Raw genomic sequence first — 25873 nt, 5'->3', positions numbered from 1 at the left:
GCCCCACTGCCCGTACACCCAGGTCGCCACGACCGCTCCCACCCCGCTGCCGAGCGAATAACAGCACATGTAGGCGCCGACCAGCCGGCTGGCCATCTCGCCGCGCCCCGCCAGCAGCAGACTCTGGTTGGTCACATGCACCGCCTGCACGGCCAGGTCCAGCATCAGAATCCCGATTACCAGCGCCAGCAATGACTGCTCGAGGCAGGCGATGGGTAGCCACGACAGGGTCAGCAGGCCCAACGCCCAGCCAGTCACCCGCCGTCCATGCCCCTGATCGGCCAGACGCCCGGCACGCGATGCCGCCAGTGCCCCCGCCACGCCGGCCAGACCGAACAGCCCGACTTGCGTGTGATCCAGCGCCAGTGGCGCGGCGCTCAAGGGCAGCACCATCGCACTCCACAGCACACTGAACGCCGCGAACACCAGCACCGCGAACAGGCCGCGCTGGCGCAACAGGCGGTCATGTCGATACAACCGCAGCACCGATGCCAGCAACGCCCGATAGCGCTGCCTCGGCCCCTGCGGCCTGGCGGCGGGCAAGCGCCAGGCGAGCAGCCCCGCCATTGCCAGCGCAAGCACCGCCGCTACGCCATACACACCCTGCCAACCGAGCAGGTCGGCCACTGCGCCCGACACCAGGCGCGCCGAGAGGATGCCCAGCACCACGCCGCTGGTCACCGTGCCCACCGCCTGCCCTTGTTCGGCGGGCGTGGCCAATGTGGCGGCATGCGCCACCATCACTTGCACCACCACCGCTGCCAGGCCGACCAGGGCCATTGCGGCCAGCAGCACGGCCCAGTCCACGGCAAAGGCTACGGCCAGCAAGGCGCCGGACGAGACCAGCAACTGGGCGAGGATCAGCCGCTTGCGATCGAGCAGATCCCCCAGCGGCACGATCAGCAGCAACCCCAAGGCATAGCCGGCCTGGGTCATTCCCACTACCAGGCCGGCGCGGGCGCTGCTCACCCCAAGGCTCGCCGCCATCGACTCCAGCAGCGGCTGGGCGAGATACACCGTGGCCACGGTCAGGGCGCAGGCGGCGGCCAGCAACAACGTCAATCCACGGGTGAGCGTCGACATCGGAAACTCCCTTTCAATTCTGGTTTCAATTTAAAACCACATGACTGGCTTTCTAGCAAATGTGGTTTTATTCTGCAACCAGATAGACACCCAAGGATCGCGCCATGCTCGACGAGAACAACCAGCAATGCCCCGTGGCCCGTGCCCTGGAGGTGCTCGGCGACCGCTGGGCGCTGATGATCCTGCGCGATGCCTTTGACGGCCTGCGCCGCTTCAGCGAATTGCAGAAGAACCTGGGGCTGGCGAAGAACATCCTCGCCTCGCGCTTGAAGCTGCTGGTCGAGGCTGAGCTGCTGGTGCAGCAGCCGGCCTCGGATGGCAGTGCCTACAAGGAATATGTGCTGACCGAACGGGGGCGCTCGGTGTTTCCGATCGTGATCGGCTTGCGTCAGTGGGGGGAGCGCTACCTGTTCACGGCGGGGGAATCACGCTCGCAACTGGTCGATGATCGTGGCCAAGGGCTGGAGACGCTGCAGGTGCGGGCCCGGGATGGGCGAGAGGTGCGACCGGAGGATTGCCGGCGGCGGGTGGTCCGGCATTCGTGATGTCATCGCGGGGCAAGCCCGCTCCCACCAGCCCCCATGGCGGCGTGGGAGCGGGCTTGCCCCGCGATGGGGATTCAGACCTTGCCGAGCAACCGCGCCAGCCCCTCGACGAACGGCGTCGGCTCAGGGAACGCGAAGCGCGCCAGCAAGCGCGAATTGTCTGCCCGCGAATGGCGGATATCGCCCGAACGGGCCTGGCCGTAGCTGACCGCCGGCAAACCGCCCACCACCTGCTCCAGCGCCTTGAGCAGCTGGTTCAGCGAAGTCGCCTGGTTCAGGCCGATATTAACCGCGCCCTCCTCCACCACCGGCTGTTCAAGCGCCTGCACCATCACCTGAACCAGATCGCCGACGAACAGGAAGTCACGGGTCTGCTCGCCATCACCGAACACGGTGATCGGCGTACCCTGGGTGGCGCGCTCGCAGAAGATGCTGATCACCCCCGAATACGGCGAGGAAGGATCCTGGCGCGGCCCGAAGATATTGAAGAAGCGGAACACCACCGGCTCCAGCCCATGCTGGCGACGGTAGAAGTCCAGGTACTGCTCGCTGGCCAGCTTGTCCACCGCATAGGGAGTCAACGGTGCCTTGGGCGTGTCCTCGGCAATCGACTGGCCTTCGCCATTGTTGCCGTACACCGCCGCGCTGGAGGCGAACAGCACGCGACGGATGCCGTTCAGGCGCATCGCCTCGCAGACATTGAGCGTGCCGATGAAGTTGCTCTGGTGGGTCTTCACCGGATTTTCCACCGAGGCCTGCACCGAGGCCACCGCGGCCAGGTGCACCACCGCCTGGCAACCACCGGCGGCACGGGCCACCAGGGCGGCGTCGGCGACATCGCCCTCAAGCAGTTCCAGGCGTGGATGGCCGAGTTGCAGGTTGCTGCGCTTGCCGGTCGACAGGTCGTCGAGGATACGCACCGCGTAGCCTTTCTCCAGCAACGCATCGCACAGGTGGGAGCCAATGAAGCCGGCACCGCCGGTGATCAGGATGGGGGCGTCAGCCATGTCGGTAGAATCGGTCCAGTAGGGGCGGCAAACCGGCGCGCCAGGCGCGGGGCTTGATGCCGAAGGTGTGAAGGATCTTCTTGCAGGCCAGCACCGCGTGCTGTGGCTCCTCGCTGGCATCCGGGCGGGCGGCGTGGGCCTGGGCGGTCGGCGCCTGCACGGCCAGCTTGCGCCACTGGGTGGCCTCGGTGAGGATCGCCTGGCCGAGCACCAGCGGCGTGGTGGCCTCGTTGCCAGCATAGTGGTAGGTGCCCCACAGCGGCGCCTGGCAATCGAGCTGCTTGAGTACCGATAGGATCACCCGCGCGGCATCGTCCACTGGCGTCGGGTTGCCGCGCCGGTCATCGGCCAGCAGCAGTTCCTGAGGCTGTTCGGCGCGGGTCAGAAAGCGCCCGAGCGCGCCGTCGATGCTTTCGTCCAGCAGCCAGCCGAAGCGCAGCAGCACATGCTGCGGGCAGGTGGCGCGCACACTCTGCTCGATGCGCCAGAGCGCCTGGCCGCGCAGGCCGAGCGGCACCGGCTCGTCCTTCTCGCTGTAGGCGGTGGCGCGCGAGCCATCGAACACACGGTAGCTGGACGGTTGCACAAGGATCATCTCGTGGTGCTGGCACAGTTCGGCGAGCCGCTCCACCGCCCGCTCCTGCTGGGCCAGACGTTGCTCGCTGACGGACTCGGCCTGGAACCAGTCGAAATAATAGGCCAGGTTGACCACGGCGTGCGGGCGTTGCTCGTCGAGCAGCAGGGTCAGGCTGGCCGGATCCCAGCCGTTTTCCGGCGGGCGAGGCGCCAGGAAGGCGATGTCTTCCTCGGCCCCGAGACGAATCAGCGCTTGCCCGAGGGCATTGCCACCACCCAACAGCATCAGGCGCATACGCATAGAGTCAACAGGTCCGGTCTGGTCGATGGAGGAAAGTGTTCATTTTGCTGTTTCCGGCAGGGGAAGTCCAACCCAGGCAAGGCCACACTCAATCGCGCAATGCGCCCAAGCCCCGCCACCATAGAAGGGTCAACTCCAATCCAGTTTGCATTTCTCTCCGGCGATCCCGCCTGACGAATCTGCAAGCATTGCCTGTGCGCCCTCTTGGGACGCGGCAGAAGAGTCATCCTGATTGCTTAATGCATTTATGCATATAAATGCTTGAATGCATTAGTGCATTTGCGTACAATTGCACCTGTTGAGCATGCACCGGACGATGCCAACTCCGCCACCCTGAGCAGAAGGTAAATACCTCCACAGGGTGGCCCGACCTCAGAGCTTCGCGAACGCCAATGCTGTGCCAGGGCACCGACCCAGGGCAATACCAACGTCGCACACGATGCCAGCAACAGCTGCCAGCTTCTCACTGGCCCGTTTTTCTTTTACATGGAGTTCCATATGGGTATCACCCTACCCCCTATCAACGTGACCCCGGATGTTCCCAAAGTCCCAAGCACGCCTCTGCCAACATTTCCTACGCTACCACCTACCTACGAAGCCAAACCACTGCCATGGGACGGTAGGGTCGTGTCTGCGACCGAGCTTGATAATTTCTTCAACCAAAGAAATATCAAAGACCCGCAACTTACAATGAGTGTGGTTGTTACCATCGCATCGATGCAAAGAAACATCGAACAATCTTACCTGGCTTATCTGCCTGGCCTCCGTGCCGAAGTGGATACCGAGATCAAGGAGGCGCTCGACAATCAAAACCTTTCTGCCTTGAGCAAACTGAAACTTGAGCAACTCACCGTCCAGAGCATGCTAGACCAGAGCACAGCCGAGCTTAGCCAAAGTCGTACAGTTGCCGTTGCCTTCTTTGGTAGAGGCCCACTGGACAAAGACATCAAAAAAAGCGCTGTCGACTTTGTAAACATATTTCAGAGCCCTGGCAACCCACACACCCCACTCAATACTTATAAACGCTGGCGCGAGTCGGTCACTGCCGCTTATCGAGTTAACATTCTTTCGGAAAAGATAAATATTCTGACTGAAAAATCGAAGTCGCTGAGCACAGCCCTGATCACGGCCCAAGCAGAGGAAAATGCACGCCTGGTAGCACGGATCGAAGCATTCAAGGTCGCCAACACCTTCCCCGCACAAGGCTCGGCAGCGATCGTCCAACCACTCTTTACAACTGCTGCCGGGACCCTCGCTATCGAAGGTGAAGCAGCGGCGCTCGTAGCAGCCATCCGCTCCGCCATTGCAAGCGTCGTCGGGATGGTTGCCGGCACCCTCTCCAGCACCGTGGTGGGTGTGATTGCATTGCTGGCATTTCCGCGGGAGCTCGCCAATGGTGAACTGCCTCAGCGCTACACCTTCAGTACCCCGCTTTCCGATCTGGCGCCAGGTGTTTCCAATCAGATGCTGCAGGATGCCAGCAGGTCGACAGGCCTGATCGATCTGCCTGTTCGGCTTGGCTCAAGGATGACCGAGGATGGGCGATCCGAGTTGTTCGCCGCCAGGACCGATAGCTTGAACGTGCCATCCAAGATTCGCGTGATTGCGGCCAGTTACAGCACTGAACACAAGGTATACACAGCCACCACGACGGACACTCCGGCACGCATCTTGACGTGGACCCCTGTGGTATCGCCTGGCAACAGTTCGACGACATCACCTGCCGAGCAGCCGTTGCCTCCCTCTTATACTGGCGCAGTTGTCACAGCCGCCGGCGGTCGCCTCGATACCTACCCAGCTCTCGTCGAAGGTGGTTTCGACGATTATATCGTTGTGTATCCGGAGGACTCCGGACTCGCCCCGATCTATGTCATGTTCCGCGACCGACGCGAGGACCCAGGTACAGCTACCGGTGCTGGGCAGCCTGTATCGGGAGCGTGGCTCGGGGCAGCGCTGCAAGGTGACGGAGCCGCCATTCCCACACAGGTTGCAGACCAACTGCGAGGGAGGAGCTTCAAGAATTTCAAGGATTTCCGCGAAGCCCTATGGGTAGCAGTGGCGACCTCACCCGATCTCGCCAGCCAATTTGACCCCGGCAGCCTGGCAATGATGAGAAAAGGCTACGCCGCATTCGTCAAAAAGTCGGAACGCGTCGGAGGGCGTATCAAGTATGAAGTACACCACCAAACGTTAATTTCTTCCGGCGGCGAAGTTTACAATATCGACAACCTACGCATCACCACACCTAAACGCCATATTGAGATTCATCAGGAGCACAACCGATGAGCGCAGCCATCAACGAGATGACCGAGGCCGAATTCCTCCAATTTGTTAAGAAAATCTATCTCGCTGACTATCCCTCCGAAGAGGAGCACACCCGCGCGGTATTGAAGTTCGAGGAGCTTTCAGAGCACCCGGCAGGCTCTGATCTTCTTTACTACCCAGAGTCCGGAAAAACCGGCCCTGAGGCGGTCGTTGCAGAAGTAAAAGCGTGGCGACTTAACAACGGCAAGCCTGGCTTCAAGAAACCTTAATCACTGTCACGACTCAGCCACCGATCACTCGGTGGCTGAGCATCCCAATATGCGCTACTGGGGAAGCCCGAATAGATTTCTTCGTTGCAGGCCAGATTTCCAGGTGACGATGACAACGATGCACACCACTCAACGCCGAGCCAGCCACACATTTGCCGCTGAAAGCCGGCCATCACCGCTTGCTTAGCAATTGGTTCGACATTTGCGAGTGTATGAACATCCAAGAAGAGGCAACACAAGAGCTTGATGTCGCTTGACTCACCCTCCATTCTTGTGAGCTTGCAGTGGAACGCATCTGGCAGCACGTGGGAGGAGTTGATGGGGTACACCTTGAATTCAACGCAGCAGTCGCTCTGGCAGCACAACGAACCCGCCCCAGGGGCCGAAAGGTTCATCGATGAGGTTTTCGAGGGCTACCACCAGCAGGCACGCCTGTTATTGCCAGACCACGAACGCGCACCAGTTGCCTTCGTCATCGGAGGTGCGCGCTCGGACTTCACCCGACTCAACCCGCTGCTGTATCGCTTGCAACAACTAGGCATCGGCTCGTTGACCGGCAACCTGTCCGGCCACAGCCTGGCCAGCGAACCAGGGGCCAAGGACGCCTCGTTGGACATCAACCTGCAGGAGGCCCTGCGCTTTCACCGGCATCTGGACGCGCGCAGCGACACCTTGGTCGGCCATAGCCTGGGCGCCGCCATCGCCCTGAAGCTGGCCGCCCAGCGCCCCAGCGTGCGCAAGCTGGTGCTGATCTGCCCGGCGGTCTACCCCGACGCAGCCCATGCAACGCCCTTCGGGCCGGCCTTCAGCGAGGCCATCCGCAAGCCTTTTGCCTTCCTCGACTGCGACAGCTACGCCTTCCTGCGCCAGTTCCAGGGCCGGGTACTGCTGGTGATCGGCGAATACGACGGGCTCAACTCCAAGGTCCACGGCCAGGGGCCCGGAACCTCGGCCGGTACCCGGCGGCTGGCGGGCGTCGAGCGCTACAGCCCGATTCCCGAGGAGGTGACCCACACCTTGCTGCGCTCGGTGCCGGCGCCCCATGTGGAATGCCTGATGCTCACCGACTGCGACCATGGCATCGCCGCGCACCTGCGCGACCGGCCCGAGGTGGCGGACCAGGTGGCAGAAGCGGTGGCGGCGTTCATTCTCGACTAGCCCTGCGGCGCCCATCGCAGGGCAAGCCCGCTCCCACGCATCAATGCGCCATCAATGCTGGCTCACTCGATCTCGAACAACCCGTTGCTGACCATCCCCGCGCTCAGCCGGTCACGGATGTCGTCATCGATGCGCGGATCGTCCGGGCGGTACAGCTTGATCTGCCGGAAGGCGTTGATGCGGTTGATCTCCTCGCCCAGGTATTCCCACACCACCCGGGTGCACGCCGGATTGCGCCGATCACCGCTGGAGACCCCGGTCTTGAGGCCGTTCAGGCGGCTGATACGGCTCTTGAAGCTGGGAATGAGGACGGTCTGGCTCATCTCGTTGAGGGTGAGCGACTCGTAGTCGATCAGGAACATCCGGTCCTGCAGCTGGAACGCCGCGCCGAGGTAGCGACAACGCACCTCGGCGTGCTGGTCCAGGCCGCTGCTGCGCTCCTGGCGTTCCTGGCGCTCGAACAGGAAACTGCCGCGCTCCTCCCACAGGTGCACCAGCGACACCAGGATCGAGCCCGGCACCGACATGCAGTTGGAGTATTCGAAGTAATAGCCGCAATAGCGCGACAGGTTTCCGGCTTCTTTATGCAGCGGCTTGAACAGTTCGCTGATCGGGTCGTCCTGAGAACCGACCCGCTGATCCTGGTTGCGTGCGCCGATCAAGCGGGCGAACTGTTCGGGCGGCAAACCCAACTCGTAATCCTCGACACCGAAGAAGTCGCCGATGCGCTTGAGGTTGTAGGCCGTCGGACGGCTCTGGCCGCTCAGGTACTTGTTGAACTGCGCGCGGTTGATCGACAGCTGCCGGCAAACCTCGGAGATAGAGCGGTAGTGACTGCAGGCCAATTTGAGGTTGATAGCGAAGTGATCGCCCATGATGCGCGGGTCCGGATGATGCGAGTGACGCCATTCTAGCATCAAGTCGCACCAAAATGGAGCAACCCGCGAAATTGTAACCACAGTTGTCATAGCCAACCATGCGCCCCCAATGAAAAGCGGTGCGCCTGCCGCCCGCTGGTCTTTCCACGCGAAGAATAAGAATCGAGGTCATTTTCCAATGCTCGAAGCACTCAACGATTTCCTTTCGGGGAAGCTTCTCATCGTGCTGATTGTCGGTCTCGGCAGCTACTTCACGATCCGCTCGCGGTTCGTCCAGTTCCGCCATTTCGGCCACATGTTCGGTGTCTTCAAGGAATCCCTTCGCGGCCAGGCAGGCCAACTGAGCTCGTTCCAGGCCCTGATGCTGAGCCTGGCCGGTCGCGTCGGCGCCGGTAACATCGCCGGTGTCGGTATCGCCGTGACCCTCGGCGGCCCAGGCGCCGTGTTCTGGATGTGGGTCACCGCGCTGGTGGGCATGTCCAGCAGCTTCTTCGAGTGCACCCTGGCCCAGGTCTACAAGCGCGCCGATGGCGACGGCCTGTACCGCGGCGGCCCGGCGTACTACATCCAGCACGGCCTGAAGCTGAAAAGCATGGCGATCGTGTTCTCGATCCTGCTGCTGGTCACCTACGGCTTTGCCTTCATCGGCCTGCAGTCGTACACCGTGACCCACTCGCTGCAGAACGCCTTTGCTTTCGATCCGAAGCACACCGGTATCGTCCTGGCAGCCCTGCTGGCCCTGACCTTCATCGGCGGTATCAAGCGCATCGCCGCGGTATCGGACCTGCTGGTACCGGTCAAGACCTTGGCCTACATCGGCGTGACCCTGTACGTGATCGGCACCCAGATCGAACACGTCCCGGCCATGCTGGAAACCATCTTCAAGAGCGCCTTCGGCCTCGACCCTGCGTTTGCAGGCCTGCTGGGCAGCGCCATCGTCATGGGCGTGAAGCGTGGCGTGTTCGCCAACGAAGCAGGCCTGGGCAGCGCGCCAAACGTCGCCGCCGTGGCCGCCGTGAAACACCCTGGCGCCCAGGGCGTGGTCCAGGCCTTCAGCGTGTTCCTCGACACCTTCGTGATCTGCACCTGCACCGCGCTGCTGATCCTGCTGTCGGGCTTCTACACCCCGGGCTTCGAAGGTGACGGCATCGTCCTGACCCAGAACTCGCTGGCCGCCGTGGTTGGTGACTGGGGCCGCGTGTTCGTCAGCGTCGCGCTGTCGCTGTTCGTCTTCACCTGCATTCTCTACAACTACTACCTGGGCGAGAACAGCCTGCAGTTCCTCAGCCGCAACCGCGCCGTGCTGATGACCTTCCGCGGCCTGGTGCTGGCGCTGGTGGTGTGGGGTTCGACGCAGGACCTGTCGACCGTGTTCGCCTTTGCCGACATCACCATGACCTGCCTGGCGTTCGTCAACCTGATCGCCCTGGCCATGCTGTTCAAGGTCGGCCTGCGCGTGATGCGCGACTACGACGCTCAGCGCAAGGCCGGCATCAAGCAGCCGGTGTTCGACTCCAGCAAGTTCACCGACCTGGACCTGGACCGGGCCGCCTGGCCGGCCAATCCGCAGGCTGAAACAGCCACTGACAAAGCCGCCGTTCAGGCGCACGCTCAGCGCTGATATTCTCCCCTGCCCCAGCCGCCCCGTCCGTGGGCGGCTGACTCTTCTTTCGCTACATCGCTACGGAATCCTCCCATGCGTGCAGTCAAGAATCTTCTCGTCCTTTACACCGGTGGCACCATCGGCATGTTGCAGACCGCCGAAGGCCTCGCGCCGGCCGGTGGCTTTGAAACGCGCATGCGCGACCACTTCGCCAGCTGCGGCGATGCGCCGAAGGTGAAATGGTCACTGCGTGAGCTGAACCCGCTGATCGACAGCGCCAACATGCAACAGGCCAACTGGCTGGCGATGCGCGATGTCATCGTCGAGGCGGTCGAGCGTGACGGCCACGACGGCGTGCTGGTGCTGCATGGCACCGACACCCTGGCCTACAGCGCCGCAGCCCTGTCGTTCCTGTTGCTGGGCTTGCCAGCGCCGGTGCTGTTAACCGGCTCCATGCTGCCGGCCGGCGCGCCGGACAGCGATGCCTGGGCCAACCTGGTCGGAGCCCTGAACCTGTTCGAAAACGGCCTGGAGGACGGCGTGCAGCTGTACTTCCACGGTCAGCTGCTGCACGGCTGCCGCGCCTCGAAGCTGCGCAGCGAGGCGTTCGACGCCTTTACCGTGTTGCCCCGCCATCGTGACGGCGAGCGCGCCCCAGAACTGCCGAACCGACTGGACTATCGCCAGCCGCGCCAGCCGGTCAAGCTGGCGGTCATGCCGGTGTTCCCAGGCTTGGCAGCCGAGCACCTGCGTGGCCTGTTCGACAGCGGCATCCAGGGTCTGGTGCTGGAGTGCTACGGCAGTGGTACCGGGCCGTCCGACGACCAGGCGCTGCTCGATGTGTTGCATGACGCCCGCCAGGGTGGCGTGATGATCGTCGCCATTAGCCAGTGCCCGGAAGGCTCGGTGGTGTTCGACACCTACGCGGCCGGCAGCCGCCTGCGCGATACCGGGCTGGTGAGTGGGGGGGGTATGACCCGCGAGGCGGCGCTGGGCAAGCTGTTTGCGCTGCTGGGCGCAGGGTTGGACGTGCAGGCGGCAGAACATTGGTTCGCGCTGGACCTGTGCGGCGAGCGCGCCTGAATCGCAGATCTTCCGTTCGCCATCGCGGGGCAAGCCCGCTCCCACAAATCCTGGGAGCGGGCTTGCCCCGCGATCGTTTCAGCATCTGGAAAAGTGGCGGAAGGCAGCGGGAGTCGAACCTGCCCGGGAACGGCTGCCGTCCCCAACCGGGTTTGAAGCCCGGCCGCGCCACCGGGCGCGATTGCCTTCCTTGAAATCAGGGCCCGTGTTACGACTGGGCCAGGGCGCTGTCGACGCGGATATGACGCAGGTCGCCAACTCGTCGGGTCAAGCCAACGCGGTCGAAATACTCGAGAATCTGCACCGTGCGCTTGCGACCGATGGCCAAACCATCGCGAAACGCCGCGACCTGCACTATCGGCGATGTCTCGGCCTGACGCAACAGCAGCTCCGCCATGCGTTTGAGCGTCGTCTCCGGGTAAAACAGGTCACGCACCACCTGGTGCACCAGGCCCAACCGGGCAAGCTTGCGCAACAACAGGCGCACGTCCGCCTCGTCGCAGCCCTCCTCGCCGGCCAGGGTCCGTACCCATGGCGGATCGAACTCGCCCGCCAACAGGCGGGGCAACAGACGCGCCCACAACACGGTATCCGCCTCGCTCAGCTGGACCCGGTGATCCGGCAGGTGCAGCCATGGACCACTGCTGCTGATCGCGCCTTCGCCCAGCAACTCATCCAACAGGCTGACAAACGCGGGCCGCTCCAACGGCAATGCGGTAAAGCGGCGCAGTCGGTCACGGTCCGGGCCAAGCTGATCAGGCTCCTGTTCATGGAATTGCGCCAGGCGCTCCAGCATTTGTCGCTTGAGCGCCTGCCACTGTAGGCGATCAAACAGCAACTGACCTTGACGCGTGGCAATCACCAGCACCGCATCCGGCAACTGCCAGGTCTCACGCAGGCGATTGAACTGGCGCTCCAGACGCTGGGGCTCAAGCCCGCCTGGGGCTGCCTCCAGCAAGGCCGGTAACGCCCGCTCGAGGCTGTCGGCATTGCGCAGCACCTGCAACTGGCGCAAGCGCGCCTCGCTGCGTCGCTGCCGGCTCGGTGCGAATGGGTCGAGTACACGGCCACCACCCAGCGTGCGCTGGGCGCGCTGGTCGCGCAGAACCAGACGATCTCCATGCACTGTCTGCAACGGTGCATTGAGCAGCAGTTGGGCGAACATGCGCTGGCCGGCCTCGAGCCGTTCCCCTTCGAGCAACGCGACCCGGGCAGTGACATCCTGGGTCCCCAGGTGCACGTGCACCGCGCTGAAGTGCTCGAACACGCGTGTTTCTCCCGCCAGCAAGGTGAGGTCGATATCGACTCGCACGCTGGGTGCATGCAACCACTCAGGTAACAGCCAGTCGCCGCGATGTACCTGCTCGGCCGAGAGCTTTTCCGCGCTGATGTTCAATGCCACCCGCTGCCCTGCCTCGGCTACCAATGCCGCCTGGTTCTGCGCATGCAGGCCACGCACCCGCACCGGTTTGCCTACCTTGCCCAACAGCAAGGTGTCGCCGACGCTGACCTGCCCGGCCAGCGCCGTGCCGGTGACCACCACCCCTGCCCCGGAAACCGCGAAGGCCCGGTCCACGGCCAGGCGGAAACCGCCGCGTACGCTGCGCTGGCGAACATGCGCCTCGGCCGCCAGCAAGGCCTTGCGCAGGATGTCGACCCCCGCGCCGGACAGGCTCGAAACCGGAAATTGCCTGGACCCGGCATAGGGCCCAGGCGCGAGCAGTTCGGTGACCTGGGCCTGGACTTCGATCAACCGCGCCGACTCGACCCGGTCGCATTTGCTGATGACCACCAGCGCCTGAGGAATGCCCAACAGTTCGATGATCGACAGGTGCTCGCGAGTCTGCGGCATCACCCCGTCGTCGGCGGCGACCACCAGCAGCACCAGGTCAATACCATGGGCGCCGGCAAGCATGTTGTGGATAAAACGTTCGTGGCCTGGCACATCGATGAACCCCGTCAGCCATGCACCTTCAGCCAGCGCGGCATAGCGGTAGCCGAGGTCGATGGTCATGCCCCGGGCGCGCTCCTCCTGGCGCGTGTCGCCGGCCTGGCCGGTCAGGGCCTGGAGCAGCGCGGTCTTGCCGTGGTCGATGTGGCCGGCGGTACCGACGATCACTGCACAGGCCCCAGTTGCAACGCCGGCAGCTGCGCCAGCCACTGGGCCTCGTCGTCCAGCTGGCGCAGGTCGAGCCACAGGGCATCGTCATCGATGCGACCCAGTACCGGCACCGGCAGGTCGCGCAGCGCCCGCTCCAGTACATGCAGGCTGCGCCCGCGCAGTTTCTTCGACACCTGCGGGCGCAGGCACAAGGCCGCGCTGGGCAGGCGCGCCACAGGTTGGCTGCCGCTGCCGATCATGCCCAGGGCTGGTTCGACACTGACTGCCCATTGCGCCCCCAGCCGCGCGGCCAGTTCAGGCGCCAGGCGCTCGGCCTGGGCGGCAATTTCGGGCTGGGGCCGGGTGAGCAGGCGCAGGCTCGGCAGGCGCTCGGCCAGGCGGTCCGGATTGCGGTACAGCGCCAGCACCGCTTCGAGCGCCGCGAGGGTGATCTTGTCCACCCGCAGGGCACGCTTGAGCGGGTTCTTCTTGATCTTCGCGATCAGCTCCTTGCGCCCGACGATGATCCCCGCCTGCGGCCCGCCGAGCAGCTTGTCGCCACTGAAAGTGACGATGTCGGCCCCATCGGCCAGGGCCTGGCGCACGGTCGGCTCGGCCGGCAGGCCCCAGCGGGTCAAGTCGAGCAAGCTACCGCTGCCCAGGTCTTCTAGCAGCGGCAGCTCATGTGCATGGGCGATGCGCGCCAGTTCCGCGGTGGGCACCTGGGTAGTGAAACCCTGGATGCTGTAGTTGCTGCAGTGCACACGCATCAGCAGGCCGGTGCGCGGGTTGATCGCGCCTTCGTAGTCGCGGGCGTGGGTGCGGTTGGTGGTGCCGATCTCGTGCAGCTTCACCCCGGCGCGGGCCATGATGTCGGGTATGCGGAAGGCGCCGCCGATCTCGATCAGCTCGCCACGGGAGATGATGCCTTCCTTGCGTGCGCCCAGGCTGTTGAGCGCCAGCAGCACGGCAGCGGCGTTGTTGTTGACCACGGTGACGGCCTCGGCACCGGTCAGCTCGCGAATCAGGCCTTCGATCAGGTCGTCGCGGTCGCCGCGCTTGCCGGTGTTGAGATCGAACTCCAGGTTCAGCGGATAGCGGGCGGCGGTCTGCATGGCCTGGACCGCTTCCTCGGGCAGCAAGGCCCGTCCCAGGTTGGTGTGCAGCACCGTGCCGGTGAGGTTGAACACCCGGCGTACCTGGCTGCGCTGCTGGATGGCCAGACGTTCGCCGGCTCGGCCCAGGAGGACTTCGGCGGTCAGTTCGGCGGCACTCAGTTGACCGAGGCGAGCTGGCTCGCGCAGGTCGTCGAGCAGTTGGCGCAAAGTTGCCAACACCGCATCGCGGCCATGGCGATCGATCAGGGGCGCGCTGACCAGGTGGCGCAGCAGGGTGTCGATGGAGGGCAGGCGTGGGGTGTCGCTGGCGAGGGTTGAAGACATTCAGGTACTACCTTGAACTGATCCGTTGTCCTTTCTGGCCCATTCGCGGGTAAACCCGCTCCCACAGGTACAGCACCGGCCATGATGCCAGCGCACTTCCTGTGGGAGCGGGTTTACCCGCGAAAAGGGCTACTCGGTAATGCAGTGTAGACACTACCCCGGCGCCAGCAGCAGATTCGGCGCCAGCCGCTGGAAGCCCTCCTCGTCCAGCCGCATGTCCAGCGCCAGGCTCGCCAGGTCGTCGGCCAGCGGCTCGGCCGCGGCGTCGTTCTCCAGGTAGCACTGCTTGAGGTATCTCTGGCAACCCGGGCAGCACTCGGCGCGCAGCGGCGCCTTGCCCGGCGCATGGCGGTCATCCTCGAGGTTGCTGTAGCGCAGGTCCTTGCTCGACTCGCAGTACACGCACTTGACCCGAACCACATGCCATTCGCAGGCACACAAGGAGCAGGCCAGGTAGCGCAGGCCATTGTGCCGCCCCCGGTTACGCACCACGCCGGCCATCGCCGGCGAGCCACAGGCCGGGCACTGGGCCAGGCTGCTGGCGGGCTTGAGCTCCGCCTCGGGCAAGGCCAGCAGCCAGCTGGACCACGCTGCCTGCAACGCGGCGCCGATAAAGGGCACCAGCGCCGCCGGTACCGCGTCGTACTGGCCGCCGAGCAGGGCGATGCCCCAGCCTTTGCGTTGCGTCTCATCGCTGCCACGCAATGTCCCCAGCGCGTCCGCCAGCGGCCCATCAGGTTCCGCCGAAAAATGCTCGAGCAATGCCTGCAGCCAGACCAGCCACGGCCCTTCACGCACCAGGCTGTCAGCCGCCAGCGGCGGCAGGCCATGACTTATGCACAGGCGCTGGCGCGCTTCGGCCACCGGCAGCCCGGCGGGTGGTTTATCCACAAGCTGCTGCTGAATCCGGCACAGCCGGGCCATCAACCGCAGATAGTCGCCCAAGGCATTGCCCTCGGCCAGTTGCTCAAGCCGGGCGGCGCGCACCTCGAAGAGGTGGTCGGCGGGCAAATGCAGGAACGGCGGCATCACTGCCGACGCTTCGATCTGCCCGGGTTCGAGAATCGTGCTCAAACGGTCATCCTTCTTTTCCACCGTGGTTGTGCGGCGTCTTGTCGCCGGTCACGTCCCGGTACCACAGTTCATGGTGCTTGCGTGCCCAGGCGCGGCTCACCCAGCCATGCAGCATGGCGCCGATCGAGCCCTTGATCCAGATCCCGGCATAGATGTGCACGATGATGCTGAGGATCAGCACGAACGCCGCCAGGGCATGCAGCAGCGCGGACAGGCGAATGACGTCGATACCGAACCATTGGCTGAAGTACGCGCGCCAGATCACCACGCCGCTGACCAGCAGCACCAGCATGCAGGCCAGCAAGGTCCAGAACAGCAGCTTCTGCCCGGCGTTGTACTTGCCGATCGGCGGCACGCCCTCTTCCTTGTTGAGCATCACCCGGTCGATGCGGCGCAGCCACAGGCGGTCGTTGGCGGTGATGAAGTTGGCGCGCCAGAAGCGCAGCACCAGCCCGAGGAAGAACACGAACATGGCCACGCCGATGAACGGGTGGAGGATCCGCGTCCACGGCCCGCCGCCGAACAGGTGGCTGAGCCAGAACAGCGCCGGGTGGAACAGCGCCAGCCCCGAGAGGCCGGCGAGCACGAACAGGATCGCCACGACCCAGTGGTTGCTCCTCTCATTGGCGTTGTAGCGCAGGATAGGCTTGTTGTCGTTCATGGCCGCTGCTCCCCCTGCCCGCCCGGGCGGTTCGGATCATAGACATGCACCGCCGGGTCCACCTGGTGGACCGTGTCATCCACAGGCGTCGGGTGTTCGTCCTCCTCGACCTTCTGCGGCCCCACGCGCACATAGTGGAAGAACCCGGCCAGCACCGCCGCGCCCATGGCCAGCAGCGCCAGCGGTTTGCTGAAGCCCTTCCACAGCCCCACCAGCGGGCTGATCACAGGCTGGTCCGGCAGGCCGGCGTAGATCCGCGGTGTGTCGGCGTGGTGCAGCACGTACATCACATGGGTGCCACCGACCCCGTCCGGATCGTACAGCCCGGCGTTCTCGTACCCCCGCGACTTCAGGTCGACGATGCGCTCGTCGGCATGCACCTTCATCTCCTCCTTGCTGCCGAAGACGATCGCCCCGGTCGGGCAGGTCTTCACGCAGGCCGGCTCCAGGCCCACGCTCACGCGGTCGGAACACAGGGTGCATTTATAGGCCTTGTGGTCCTTCTGCGAGATGCGCGGGATATTGAACGGGCAGCCGGTGATGCAGTAGCCGCAACCGATGCAGTGGTCCTGGTTGAAGTCGACGATACCGTTGGCGTGCTTGATGATCGCCCCCGGGCTCGGGCAGGCTTTCAGGCAACCTGGCTCGGCACAGTGCATGCAGCCGTCCTTGCGGATCAGCCACTCCAGGTTGCCGTCGTCGCGCTCGTGCTCGGTGAAGCGCATCAGGGTCCAGGTCTCGGCGCTGAGGTCCTGGGGGTTGTCGTAGGTGCCGTGGTTGTGGCCGACCTCGTCACGCAGTTCGTTCCACTCCGAGCACGCCACCTGGCAGGCCTTGCAGCCGATACACTTGGTGGTGTCGATCAGCTTGGCGACTTCCTGCTGCTGGCGTACCGAGGGCGGTACGGTGGTGGTGGCCGAGCGGGCGATGATGTCTTGGCTGGCCATCAGAGTTTCTCCACTTTGACGAGGAACGACTTGGACTCCGGCGTCTGCGTGTTGCCATCACCGAGGAACGGCACCAGGGTGTTGGTCAGGAAGCCGTGCCGCGTGCTGCCAGTGAAGCCCCAGTGCAACGGGATGCCGATCTGGTGCACGGTCTGGTTGTTGACCTGCAGCGGACGGATCCGCTTGGTCACCACCGCCACCGCGTCGATAAAGCCGCGCTTGCTCGACACCCGCACCCGATCGCCGGCCTTGATGCCCTTCTCGTTCGCCAGCACCTCGCCGATCTCGACGAACTGCTCGGGCTGGGCGATGGCGTTGAGCCGGCAATGCTTGCTCCAGAAGTGGAAGTGCTCGGTCAGCCGGTAGGTGGTCGCCGCATGGGGGAACTCGTCGTGGGTGCCGAGGGTGTCCCACACCGAATCGAAGATCCGTCCGGCCGGGTTGCTGGTGGCCTTCTTGTTCTGCGGATGCAGCGGGTTGATGCCGATCGGCGTCTCGAACGGCTCGTAGTGCTCGGGGAACGGACCCTCGGCCATCTTGTCGATGGCGAAGAACCGCGCCACGCCCTCAGGGTTCATGATGAACGGGTTCATCCCCGCTTCCGGCGGCGAGTCGACCTTGAAGTCCGGCACGTCGGTGCCGGTCCAGGCCTTGCCGTTCCACCACACCAGGCGCTTCTTCTCCGGGTCCCACGGCTTGCCTTGCGGGTCGCTGGAAGCACGGTTGTAGAGGATGCGCCGGTTGGCCGGCCAGGCCCAGGCCCAGTTCTGCACCTGATGCATGCCGTACGGGTCGCTGTTGTCGCGCCGGGCCATCTGGTTGCCCTGCTCGGTCCAGCTGCCGGCGAAGATCCAGCAGCCGGACGCGGTGCTGCCGTCGTCCTTCATCTGGGCGAAACCGGCCAACTGCTGGCCGGCCTTGAGCGTGGCACCGGTGGCGTCGGTGAGATCGCTGACCGCCCAGCCGTTCATCTCCTTGGCCAACTCCTCGGGCGAAGGCTCTTCAGGCACCTTGTACGGCCAACTGATGTTGAGCATCGGGTCGGGGTAGGCGCCGCCTTCGGCCTGGTAGCGCTTGCGCAGGCGCAGGAACAGCTCGCTCATGATGCGCACGTCGGTACGGGTCTCGCCCGGACCGTCGGCGCCTTTCCAGTGCCACTGCAGCCAGCGGCTGCTGTTGACCAGCGAGCCGTCCTCCTCGGCGAAGCAGGTGGTGGGCAGGCGGATCACCTCGGTCTGGATGTTGGCGGTGTCGACGTCGTTGAACGGGCCGGCGTTGCGCCAGAACTCCGAGGTCTCGGTGGCCAACGGGTCCATGATCACCAGCCACTTGAGCTTGGCCAGGGCCGCGGTGACGCGGTTCTTGTCCGGCAGCGCGGCGATCGGGTTGAAGCCCTGGCACATGTAGCCGTTGACCTTGCCTTGGCCCATCATCTCGAACATGCGCAGCACGTCGTAGGCCGGCACGTCGAGCTTGGGCAGCCAGTCGTAGCCCCAGTTGTTGGCGGCGGTGGCGTTGGCGCCGTACCAGGCCTTCATCAGGCTGACGTGGAACTTGCCGTAGTTCTGCCAGTACGACAGCTGCCCCGGGCGCAGCGGTTTGGAGGCGCGCTTGTCGATGTAGGCGGTGTAGTCCTGCTCGGCATCACCGGCCAGGGTCAGGTAACCCGGCAGCGAGTTCGACAGCAGTCCCAGGTCAGTCAGGCCCTGGATGTTGGAGTGGCCGCGCAGGGCGTTGACCCCGCCACCCGGCATGCCGACGTTGCCCAACAGCAACTGCACCATGGCCGCACTGCGGATGATCTGCGCGCCGATGGAGTGCTGGGTCCAGCCCAGGGCGTAGAGAATCGTCATGGTCTTGCCCGGCACCGAGCAGGTGGCGATCTCTTCCCAGATCTTCATCATCTGGTCCTGAGGCATGCCGCAGGTCATGCTCGCCAGCTCCGGCGTGTAGCGGCTGTAGTGCTGCTTCATCAGCTGGTAGACGCAACGCGGATGCTGCAGGGTCGGATCGACCTTGGCGAAACCGTCCTCGCCCAGCTCGTAGCCCCAGCCGGACTTGTCGGCGTACACGCGCTTGGCCGCGTCGTAGCCGCTGAACAACCCGTCTTCGAAGCCATAGCTGTCTTTGACGATGAACGACACGTCGGTGTAGTTGCGCACGTACTCGTGCTGGATCTTGTCGTTGCTCAGCAGGTAGTTGATCAGCCCGCCCATGAAGGCGATGTCGCTGCCGGTACGAATCGGTGCGTAGTAATCGGCCACCGAGGCGGTACGGGTAAACCGCGGGTCGACCACGATCAGCCGCGCCTTGTTGTGCGCCTTGGCTTCGGTCACCCACTTGAAGCCGCACGGGTGCGCTTCAGCGGCGTTGCCGCCCATCACCAGGACCAGGTTTGCGTTGGCGATATCGGACCAGTGATTGGTCATCGCGCCACGGCCATACGTCGGGGCAAGACTTGCCACCGTCGGGCCGTGTCAGACACGCGCCTGGTTATCGAACCCCAGCATGCCCAGCGAACGGATCACCTTGTGCGTCATGTAACCCGCTTCGCTGGAAGCGGCGGACGCGGCGAGGAAGCCGGTGGTGAGCCAGCGGTTGACCGTCTGGCCCTGGGCGTTCTTCTCGATGAAGTTGGCGTCACGGTCCTGTTTCATCAGGTCGGCGACACGGTCGAGGGCTTCGTCCCAGTCGATACGGGTCCACTCGCTGCTGCCCGGTTTGCGCACCTCGGGGTACTTGAGGCGGCTGGGGCTGTGGATAAAGTCCAGCAGGCCGGCGCCTTTCGGGCACAGGGTACCGCGGTTGACCGGATGGTCCGCGTCGCCCTCGATATGGATGATGTTCTGTTTGACGTTCTTACCCGCGTCACCCTGGCTGTACATGATCAGGCCGCAGCCGACCGAGCAATAAGGGCAGGTGTTACGGGTTTCTTTGGTATGCGCCAACTTGAAGTGGCGCACCTGCTCGGCGAACGCGGGTGTCGGGGCCATGCCCAACGCCGCAAGGCTCGAGCCTCCAAGGCCGACGGCGGCGACCTTGAAGAATTGCCGACGGTTGAGATCCATCGTGCACTCCTGATCAGGTTCTCGGGCGCGCGGGACTTGGCCGGCGCCTCAGGGACTTCACGGTGACGGTGGACAGACACCGCCAACTGTTAAGCCTAGTCAAGAATTTGGGAAGTGGGATGACCTGAATCATGGAAAGGTAATGCAATCCCACATCAGGATCGGAAGAGGACTACACCGCAAACCAGCTTTTGCTTGCTAGGTTGCGGAATCCACATGGACGAGGCACGTATGGATGAACACGAAGCATTCCCTGGTCGGGCTCTTGCTCGCCCTCTCGTTGCACGTAACGCCAACACTGGCGGCCCCACCCAACCGGCCTGACGCCCCTGCCATTTCGCCCATCAGCGCTGAGAAAGCGCGAAGCATGGCCGCAGCCGCCGAGCGTGCCGCCCGCGCCCAGGGCTTCGCCATCGTCATCAGCATTGTCGACAACCATGGCAACCTGAAGCATTTCCATCGCATGGATGGCACCAGTAGCGGCAGCATCCAGGTCGCGCAGCTCAAGGCCGAGACATCCGCCCGCTTCCCTCTGTCGTCCCGCTCGCTCGGCGAGCGCAGCGCCGCGCTGCCGGCCAATCCCTACGCCTCGCTCCCCGGGTTCACCCTGCTGGAAGGCGGCCTGCCGATCATGGACGCGAACGGCAGGCATATCGGCGGCATCGGTATCAGCGGAGCAACGCCGGAACTGGACGCCCAATTTGCCAGAACGGCACTCGAAGAAGGCTGACGTCTTGTCAGAGCACCGGCTTCAGACAAAAAGAAACCCGCTTCAGGTATGAAGCGGGTTTCTTGTTTCAGCTCTGTATACACAGGGGCACCATTGGCGCCTCCAGGAAGTATCAGAACGGAATATCGTCGTCGAAGCTGTCGAAGTCCGCGGCTGGCTGTGGAGCCGGCTGTTGCGGCGCCGGGCGCTGTGGCGCCTGCTGCGGACGCGGGGCTTGCTGGCGCGGAGCCTGGTTGTACTGCTGCTGGCCACCCTGGTTGTAGTTGTTGCCACCACCCTGGTTGTATTGGTCACCACCACCCTGTTGACCCTGCGGACGACCACCGAGCAGCTGCATGGTGCCGTTGATGTCGACGATGATCTCGGTGGTGTAGCGCTTGATGCCGTCCTTTTCCCACTCGCGGGTCTGCAGCTTGCCTTCGATGTAGCACTGTGAACCCTTGCGCAGGTACTCGCCGGCAATCTCGGCGACCTTGCCGAACAGCGAGACACGGTGCCACTCGGTACGCTCGACCTTCTGGCCCGACTGCTTGTCGGTCCACTGCTCGCTGGTGGCCAGGCTCAGGTTGGTCACGGCGTTACCGTTGGGCAGGTAGCGGACTTCGGGATCCTGACCGCAGGTACCGACCAGAATGACTTTGTTAACCCCACGGGCCATAACGTTCTCCTAGGCTTCGCACGCCGCAGAGGCTGGGTTCACCAGACGCTCGAGGGTCGCACGGTCCAAAATTTTCGTATCCAGTTTGATATAGATGGCGGCTTCTTCTGCCACCACCACGGCGTCGGTCACACCCGGCACGGCCATCAGGCGCTCGGTCAGCCCGGCTTCCCGGACCGCTTCCGGCGTCAGCGGCATGCGCAGGCTGGTCACGTACGGCGGCTCGTTCATGCGCAACGCAGTGAGCAACCACAGGACGCACAACACGGCACATCCCAGGAACACCATGCTCAAGCCTCCGTGCTGGAACAACCAGCCACCGAGGATGCCTCCCAGTGCGGCGCCGAGGAACTGGCTGGTGGAGTACACCCCCATCGCCGTCCCCTTGCCACCGGCAGGCGACACCTTGCTGACCAGCGAAGGCAAGGATGCCTCCAGCAGGTTGAATGCAGTAAAGAATACCACGGTGCCGATCACCAGTCCGCGCAAGTTGTCAGCCCACTGCCAGAAGAACACCTCCACCAGCAGCAGGACACTGACCGCGCCGAGCAACACGCGTTTCATCTTGCGCTTCTTTTCCCCGTAGATGATGAAGGGGATCATTGCAAAAAATGAAACCAGCAACGCGGTCAGGTATACCCACCAGTGCTGTTCCTTGGGCAGCCCGCCGCGCTCGACGAAGGCCAGGGGCAGCGCCACGAAGCTGGCCATCAGGATGGCGTGCAGCACGAAGATGCTGATGTCCAGGCGCAGAAGGTCCGGATTGCGCAGGGTCGGGCCGAGGGCTTGACGGGCGACACCGGACTCGCGATGGGTCAGCACGTTGTGCGAACTGGGCACGACAAAGGCGATCAGGCCGATGCCGACCAGGGCAAGTCCTGCGGTGGCAAGGAACAATCCTGACAAGCCAAAGGCGCGGGTCAACAGCGGGCCGACCACCATCGCCACGGCGAACGACAGGCCGATGCTCATGCCGATCATGGCCATGGCCTTGGTCCGGTGCTGCTCGCGGGTCAGGTCGGAGAGCAACGCCATCACCGCCGCGGAAATCGCCCCCGCGCCCTGCAGGATGCGCCCGGCGATCACCCCCCAGATGGAATCTGCCTGGGCCGCCAGCACGCTGCCCAGGGCGAAGATGATCAACCCCACGTAGATCACCGGACGGCGGCCGATGCGGTCGGAAATCATCCCGAACGGAATCTGCAGCACGGCCTGGGTCAGGCCGTAGGCACCGATGGCCAAGCCGATCAGCGCGGGGGTGGCACCGGCCAGGTCCATGCCGTAGGTGGCCAGCACCGGGAGCACCATGAACATGCCCAGCATACGAAAGGCGAAGACCAGGGCCAGGCCGCTGGCGGCGCGGGTTTCGCTGCCACTCATGCGCTCGTTGTGGGTGTCGTGCATGGATTAACCTCGTGTGAACCGGCGGCGATTCTATCAGTCCGACGCCTTGGCGGCATATACGCGACGCTTTGCCGCGTAATGGCAGCGCGCCGTATACTCCTTTGTTTATGCCCGCCGAGCGAGGCCGTAGTGGACAAGATCCTGATCCGTGGGGCGCGTACCCACAACCTGAAGAACATCGACCTGACCCTGCCCCGGGACAAACTGATCGTGATCACCGGCCTGTCCGGATCCGGCAAGTCCTCGCTGGCGTTCGACACGCTGTACGCCGAAGGCCAGCGCCGCTACGTCGAGTCGCTGTCGGCCTATGCCCGGCAGTTCCTGTCGATGATGGAAAAGCCCGACGTCGACACCATCGAAGGCCTGTCGCCGGCGATCTCCATCGAGCAGAAGTCGACCTCGCACAACCCACGCTCGACCGTTGGCACCATCACCGAGATCTACGACTACCTGCGCCTGCTCTATGCCCGCGTCGGCACCCCGCGCTGCCCGGACCACGATATCCCGCTGGAAGCGCAAACGATCAGCCAGATGGTCGACCTGGTGCTGGAAAAGCCCGAAGGCAGCAAGCTGATGCTGCTGGCTCCGGTGATCCGCGAGCGCAAGGGCGAGCACCTGGCGGTGTTCGACGAGCTGCGCGCCCAGGGCTTTGTCCGCGCCCGGGTCAACGGCAAGCTCCATGAGCTCGACGAACTGCCCAAACTGGATAAACAGAAGAAGCACAGCATCGATGTGGTGGTCGACCGCTTCAAGGTCCGCGCCGACCTGCAGCAGCGCCTGGCCGAATCGTTCGAGACCGCGCTCAAGCTGGCCGACGGCATCGCCCTGGTCGCGCCGATGGACGACGAGGACGGCGAGGACGTGATCTTCTCGGCGCGCTTCGCCTGCCCGGTGTGCGGCCATGCGATCAGCGAGCTGGAGCCCAAGCTGTTCTCCTTCAACAACCCGGCCGGTGCCTGCCCGACCTGTGACGGCCTGGGGGTGAAGCAGTTCTTCGACACCAAGCGCCTGGTCAACGCCGAGCTGACCCTGGCCGAAGGCGCGATACGTGGCTGGGACCGGCGCAACGTCTATTACTTCCAGATGCTCGGTTCACTCGCCGCGCACTACGGCTTCAGCCTCGAGGAACCGTTCGGCGAGCTGTCGGCCGAGCACCAGAAGGTCATCCTGCAAGGCAGCGGCAAGCAGAGCGTCGATTTCAAGTACCTCAACGACCGTGGCGACATCGTCAAGCGCTCGCACCCCTTCGAGGGCATCGTGCCCAACCTCGAGCGCCGCTACCGTGAGACCGAGTCGGCTACCGTGCGCGAGGAACTGGCCAAGTTCCTCGGCACCCAGCCCTGCCCCGACTGCCGCGGCACCCGCCTGCGCCGCGAGGCCCGCCATGTGTGGGTCGGCGAGAAGACCCTGCCGGCGGTGACCAACCTGCCGATCGGCGAAGCCAGCAACTACTTCGGCGAGCTGACCCTCACCGGGCGTCGTGGCGAGATCGCGGCGAAGATCCTCAAGGAGATCTGCGAGCGCCTGCAGTTCCTGGTCAACGTCGGCCTCGATTACCTGACCCTGGACCGCAGCGCCGACACCTTGTCTGGCGGCGAGGCCCAGCGTATCCGCCTGGCCAGCCAGATCGGCGCGGGCCTGGTCGGGGTGATGTACATCCTCGATGAACCGTCCATCGGTCTTCATCAACGGGACAACGACCGCTTGCTGGCCACCCTCAACCACCTGCGCGACCTGGGCAACACGGTGATCGTGGTGGAACACGACGAGGACGCCATCCGCCTGGCCGACTATGTGGTGGATATCGGCCCGGGCGCTGGCGTGCATGGCGGCCAGATCGTCGCCGAAGGCTCGCCCGAGGAAGTCATGGCGCACCCCGACTCGCTGACCGGCAAATACCTGTCCGGGCGCAAGAAGATCGTCGTTCCGGCCAAGCGCACCCCGCGCAACAAGAAGCTGTCGCTCAAGCTCAAGGGCGCGCGCGGCAACAACCTGCAGAACGTCGACCTGGAAGTGCCGATCGGCCTGCTGACCTGCGTAACCGGCGTGTCTGGCTCGGGCAAGTCGACGCTGATCAACAACACCCTGTTCCCCCTCGCCGCCACCGCGCTCAACGGCGCGAGCAGCCTGGAGGCCGCGCCGCACGCCAGCGTCGATGGCCTGCAGCACCTGGACAAGGTGGTGGATATCGACCAGAGCCCGATCGGTCGCACGCCTCGGTCCAACCCGGCGACCTACACCGGCATCTTCACGCCGATCCGCGAGCTGTTCGCTGGCGTGCCGGAGTCGCGTTCCCGTGGCTACGGCCCGGGGCGCTTCTCGTTCAACGTCAAGGGCGGGCGCTGCGAGGCCTGCCAGGGCGATGGCCTGATCAAGGTGGAAATGCACTTCCTGCCGGATATCTACGTGCCCTGCGACGTGTGCAAGAGCAAGCGGTACAACCGCGAAACCCTGGAGATCAAGTACAAGGGCAAGAACATCCACGAGGTGCTGGAAATGACCATCGAGGATGCCCGCGAGTTCTTCGACGCGGTCCCGGCCCTGGCGCGCAAGCTGCAGACGCTGATGGATGTCGGCCTGTCTTACATCAAGCTGGGGCAATCGGCGACCACCCTGTCGGGTGGCGAGGCGCAGCGGGTCAAGCTGTCACGCGAGCTGTCCAAGCGTGACACCGGCAAGACCCTGTACATCCTCGACGAACCAACCACCGGCCTGCACTTCGCCGATATCCAGCAACTGCTGGACGTGCTGCACCGCCTGCGTGACCACGGCAATACCGTGGTGGTGATCGAGCACAATCTGGATGTAATCAAGACCGCCGACTGGCTGGTGGACCTGGGGCCGGAGGGCGGCTCCAAGGGTGGGCAGATCATTGCCTGCGGTACGCCGGAAGAGCTGGCCGAGAAGAAGCAGTCGTATACCGGGCATTACCTCAAGCCGCTGCTGGAGCGCGACCGGGCTTAACGGCAATGGGGCTGCTTTGCAGCCCTTTCGCGACACAAGGCCGCTCCTACAGGCGA

20 protein-coding genes and 1 tRNA gene are annotated in these 25873 nt (G+C 64.2%); 8 read left to right on the top strand and 13 right to left on the bottom strand.

Annotated elements, in window-relative coordinates; translation table 11 throughout:
* Positions 1-1083, bottom strand: a 1083-nt coding sequence (locus DMX06_RS20340; RefSeq protein ID WP_110739062.1) for an MFS transporter, incomplete at its 3' end; no start/stop codon positions are given.
* Positions 1084-1187: 104 nt separating this feature from the next.
* On the opposite strand from DMX06_RS20340, the gene DMX06_RS20335 reads away from it, so the two are divergent.
* Positions 1188-1628, top strand: a complete 441-nt coding sequence (locus tag DMX06_RS20335) for a winged helix-turn-helix transcriptional regulator (RefSeq protein ID WP_062575347.1) — start codon at positions 1188-1190, stop codon at positions 1626-1628.
* A gap of 74 nt (positions 1629-1702) precedes the next feature.
* Here DMX06_RS20335 and DMX06_RS20330 read toward each other — a convergent pair whose 3' ends face one another.
* A complete protein-coding gene (locus DMX06_RS20330) occupies positions 1703-2635 on the bottom strand; it encodes an NAD-dependent epimerase/dehydratase family protein (RefSeq protein ID WP_110739061.1) in 933 nt (310 codons plus the stop codon).
* Positions 2628-3512, bottom strand: coding sequence for a sugar nucleotide-binding protein (locus tag DMX06_RS20325; protein ID WP_028690262.1), 885 nt, complete (start codon positions 3510-3512; stop codon positions 2628-2630). The genes DMX06_RS20330 and DMX06_RS20325 overlap by 8 nt, the downstream gene beginning before the upstream one ends.
* 627 nt (positions 3513-4139) lie before the next feature.
* Between DMX06_RS20325 and DMX06_RS20320 the strand changes: the two genes are divergently transcribed.
* The 3 genes from DMX06_RS20320 to DMX06_RS20310 all read left to right on the top strand — a co-directional run bounded on the left by DMX06_RS20320 (position 4140) and on the right by DMX06_RS20310 (position 7204).
* A complete protein-coding gene (locus DMX06_RS20320) occupies positions 4140-5798 on the top strand; it encodes an S-type pyocin domain-containing protein (RefSeq protein ID WP_258378896.1) in 1659 nt (552 codons plus the stop codon).
* Positions 5795-6046: a bacteriocin immunity protein gene (locus DMX06_RS20315; RefSeq protein WP_110739059.1), complete on the top strand. Its 252-nt coding sequence runs from the start codon at positions 5795-5797 to the stop codon at positions 6044-6046. Before DMX06_RS20320 ends, DMX06_RS20315 begins: the two co-directional genes overlap by 4 nt.
* A 330-nt stretch (positions 6047-6376) precedes the next feature.
* Positions 6377-7204, top strand: coding sequence for an alpha/beta hydrolase (locus DMX06_RS20310; RefSeq protein WP_258378895.1), 828 nt, complete (start codon positions 6377-6379; stop codon positions 7202-7204).
* Between the two features lie 62 nt (positions 7205-7266).
* Here the strand turns inward: DMX06_RS20310 and DMX06_RS20305 are convergent, their stop codons facing one another.
* On the bottom strand, positions 7267-8079 hold the full coding sequence (locus tag DMX06_RS20305; RefSeq protein WP_110739063.1) for a helix-turn-helix domain-containing protein: 813 nt from the start codon (positions 8077-8079) through the stop codon (positions 7267-7269).
* Between the two features lie 181 nt (positions 8080-8260).
* Between DMX06_RS20305 and DMX06_RS20300 the strand changes: the two genes are divergently transcribed.
* Both DMX06_RS20300 and DMX06_RS20295 read left to right on the top strand, forming a co-directional pair.
* Positions 8261-9703: an alanine/glycine:cation symporter family protein gene (locus tag DMX06_RS20300; RefSeq protein WP_050703570.1), complete on the top strand. Its 1443-nt coding sequence runs from the start codon at positions 8261-8263 to the stop codon at positions 9701-9703.
* Positions 9704-9778: 75 nt separating this feature from the next.
* Positions 9779-10768 carry an asparaginase gene (locus DMX06_RS20295; RefSeq protein WP_110739057.1) on the top strand — a complete coding sequence of 330 codons (990 nt, stop codon included), beginning with the start codon at positions 9779-9781 and terminating at the stop codon, positions 10766-10768.
* Positions 10769-10862: 94 nt separating this feature from the next.
* Here DMX06_RS20295 and DMX06_RS20290 read toward each other — a convergent pair.
* From DMX06_RS20290 to fdnG, 7 genes are all read right to left on the bottom strand, one after another.
* A tRNA-Sec gene (locus DMX06_RS20290) sits at positions 10863-10958 on the bottom strand.
* 18 nt (positions 10959-10976) lie between these two features.
* Positions 10977-12887 (bottom strand): selenocysteine-specific translation elongation factor, encoded by a 1911-nt coding sequence (gene selB, locus DMX06_RS20285; RefSeq protein ID WP_110739056.1) that lies wholly within the window; start codon positions 12885-12887, stop codon positions 10977-10979.
* The gene (gene selA / locus DMX06_RS20280; protein WP_110739055.1) at positions 12884-14311 is read right to left on the bottom strand and encodes an L-seryl-tRNA(Sec) selenium transferase; all 1428 of its coding nucleotides are present in this window, start codon (positions 14309-14311) and stop codon (positions 12884-12886) included. The genes selB and selA overlap by 4 nt, the downstream gene beginning before the upstream one ends.
* A 153-nt stretch (positions 14312-14464) precedes the next feature.
* Entirely contained in the window at positions 14465-15385 is a 921-nt protein-coding gene (gene fdhE / locus DMX06_RS20275; protein WP_110739054.1) for a formate dehydrogenase accessory protein FdhE, read from the bottom strand.
* A 4-nt stretch (positions 15386-15389) separates the two neighbouring features.
* Complete coding sequence (locus DMX06_RS20270; protein ID WP_110739053.1) at positions 15390-16046, bottom strand: formate dehydrogenase subunit gamma; 657 nt, start codon at positions 16044-16046, stop codon at positions 15390-15392.
* Positions 16043-16993, bottom strand: a complete 951-nt coding sequence (fdxH, locus tag DMX06_RS20265; protein WP_110739052.1) for a formate dehydrogenase subunit beta — start codon at positions 16991-16993, stop codon at positions 16043-16045. Before fdxH ends, DMX06_RS20270 begins: the two co-directional genes overlap by 4 nt.
* Complete coding sequence (fdnG, locus tag DMX06_RS20260; RefSeq protein ID WP_146232223.1) at positions 16993-20061, bottom strand: formate dehydrogenase-N subunit alpha; 3069 nt, start codon at positions 20059-20061, stop codon at positions 16993-16995. Before fdnG ends, fdxH begins: the two co-directional genes overlap by 1 nt.
* Positions 20062-20296: 235 nt before the next feature.
* On the opposite strand from fdnG, the gene DMX06_RS20250 reads away from it, so the two are divergent.
* On the top strand, positions 20297-20791 hold the full coding sequence (locus DMX06_RS20250; protein ID WP_110739049.1) for a GlcG/HbpS family heme-binding protein: 495 nt from the start codon (positions 20297-20299) through the stop codon (positions 20789-20791).
* A 112-nt stretch (positions 20792-20903) separates the two neighbouring features.
* Here the strand turns inward: DMX06_RS20250 and DMX06_RS20245 are convergent, their stop codons facing one another.
* Both DMX06_RS20245 and DMX06_RS20240 read right to left on the bottom strand, forming a co-directional pair.
* A complete protein-coding gene (locus DMX06_RS20245; RefSeq protein WP_028690243.1) occupies positions 20904-21449 on the bottom strand; it encodes a single-stranded DNA-binding protein in 546 nt (181 codons plus the stop codon).
* Positions 21450-21458: 9 nt separating this feature from the next.
* Positions 21459-22853, bottom strand: coding sequence for an MFS transporter (locus tag DMX06_RS20240; RefSeq protein WP_110739048.1), 1395 nt, complete (start codon positions 22851-22853; stop codon positions 21459-21461).
* Between the two features lie 129 nt (positions 22854-22982).
* Between DMX06_RS20240 and uvrA the strand changes: the two genes are divergently transcribed.
* On the top strand, positions 22983-25817 hold the full coding sequence (gene uvrA, locus DMX06_RS20235; protein WP_181427873.1) for an excinuclease ABC subunit UvrA: 2835 nt from the start codon (positions 22983-22985) through the stop codon (positions 25815-25817).
* The last annotated feature ends 56 nt before the right edge of the window (positions 25818-25873 follow it).

It is taken from the genome of Pseudomonas mosselii (assembly GCF_003205295.1).
GTDB lineage: Bacteria > Pseudomonadota > Gammaproteobacteria > Pseudomonadales > Pseudomonadaceae > Aquipseudomonas > Aquipseudomonas mosselii_B.
This window is presented reverse-complemented; position numbering and strand designations above follow the sequence as displayed.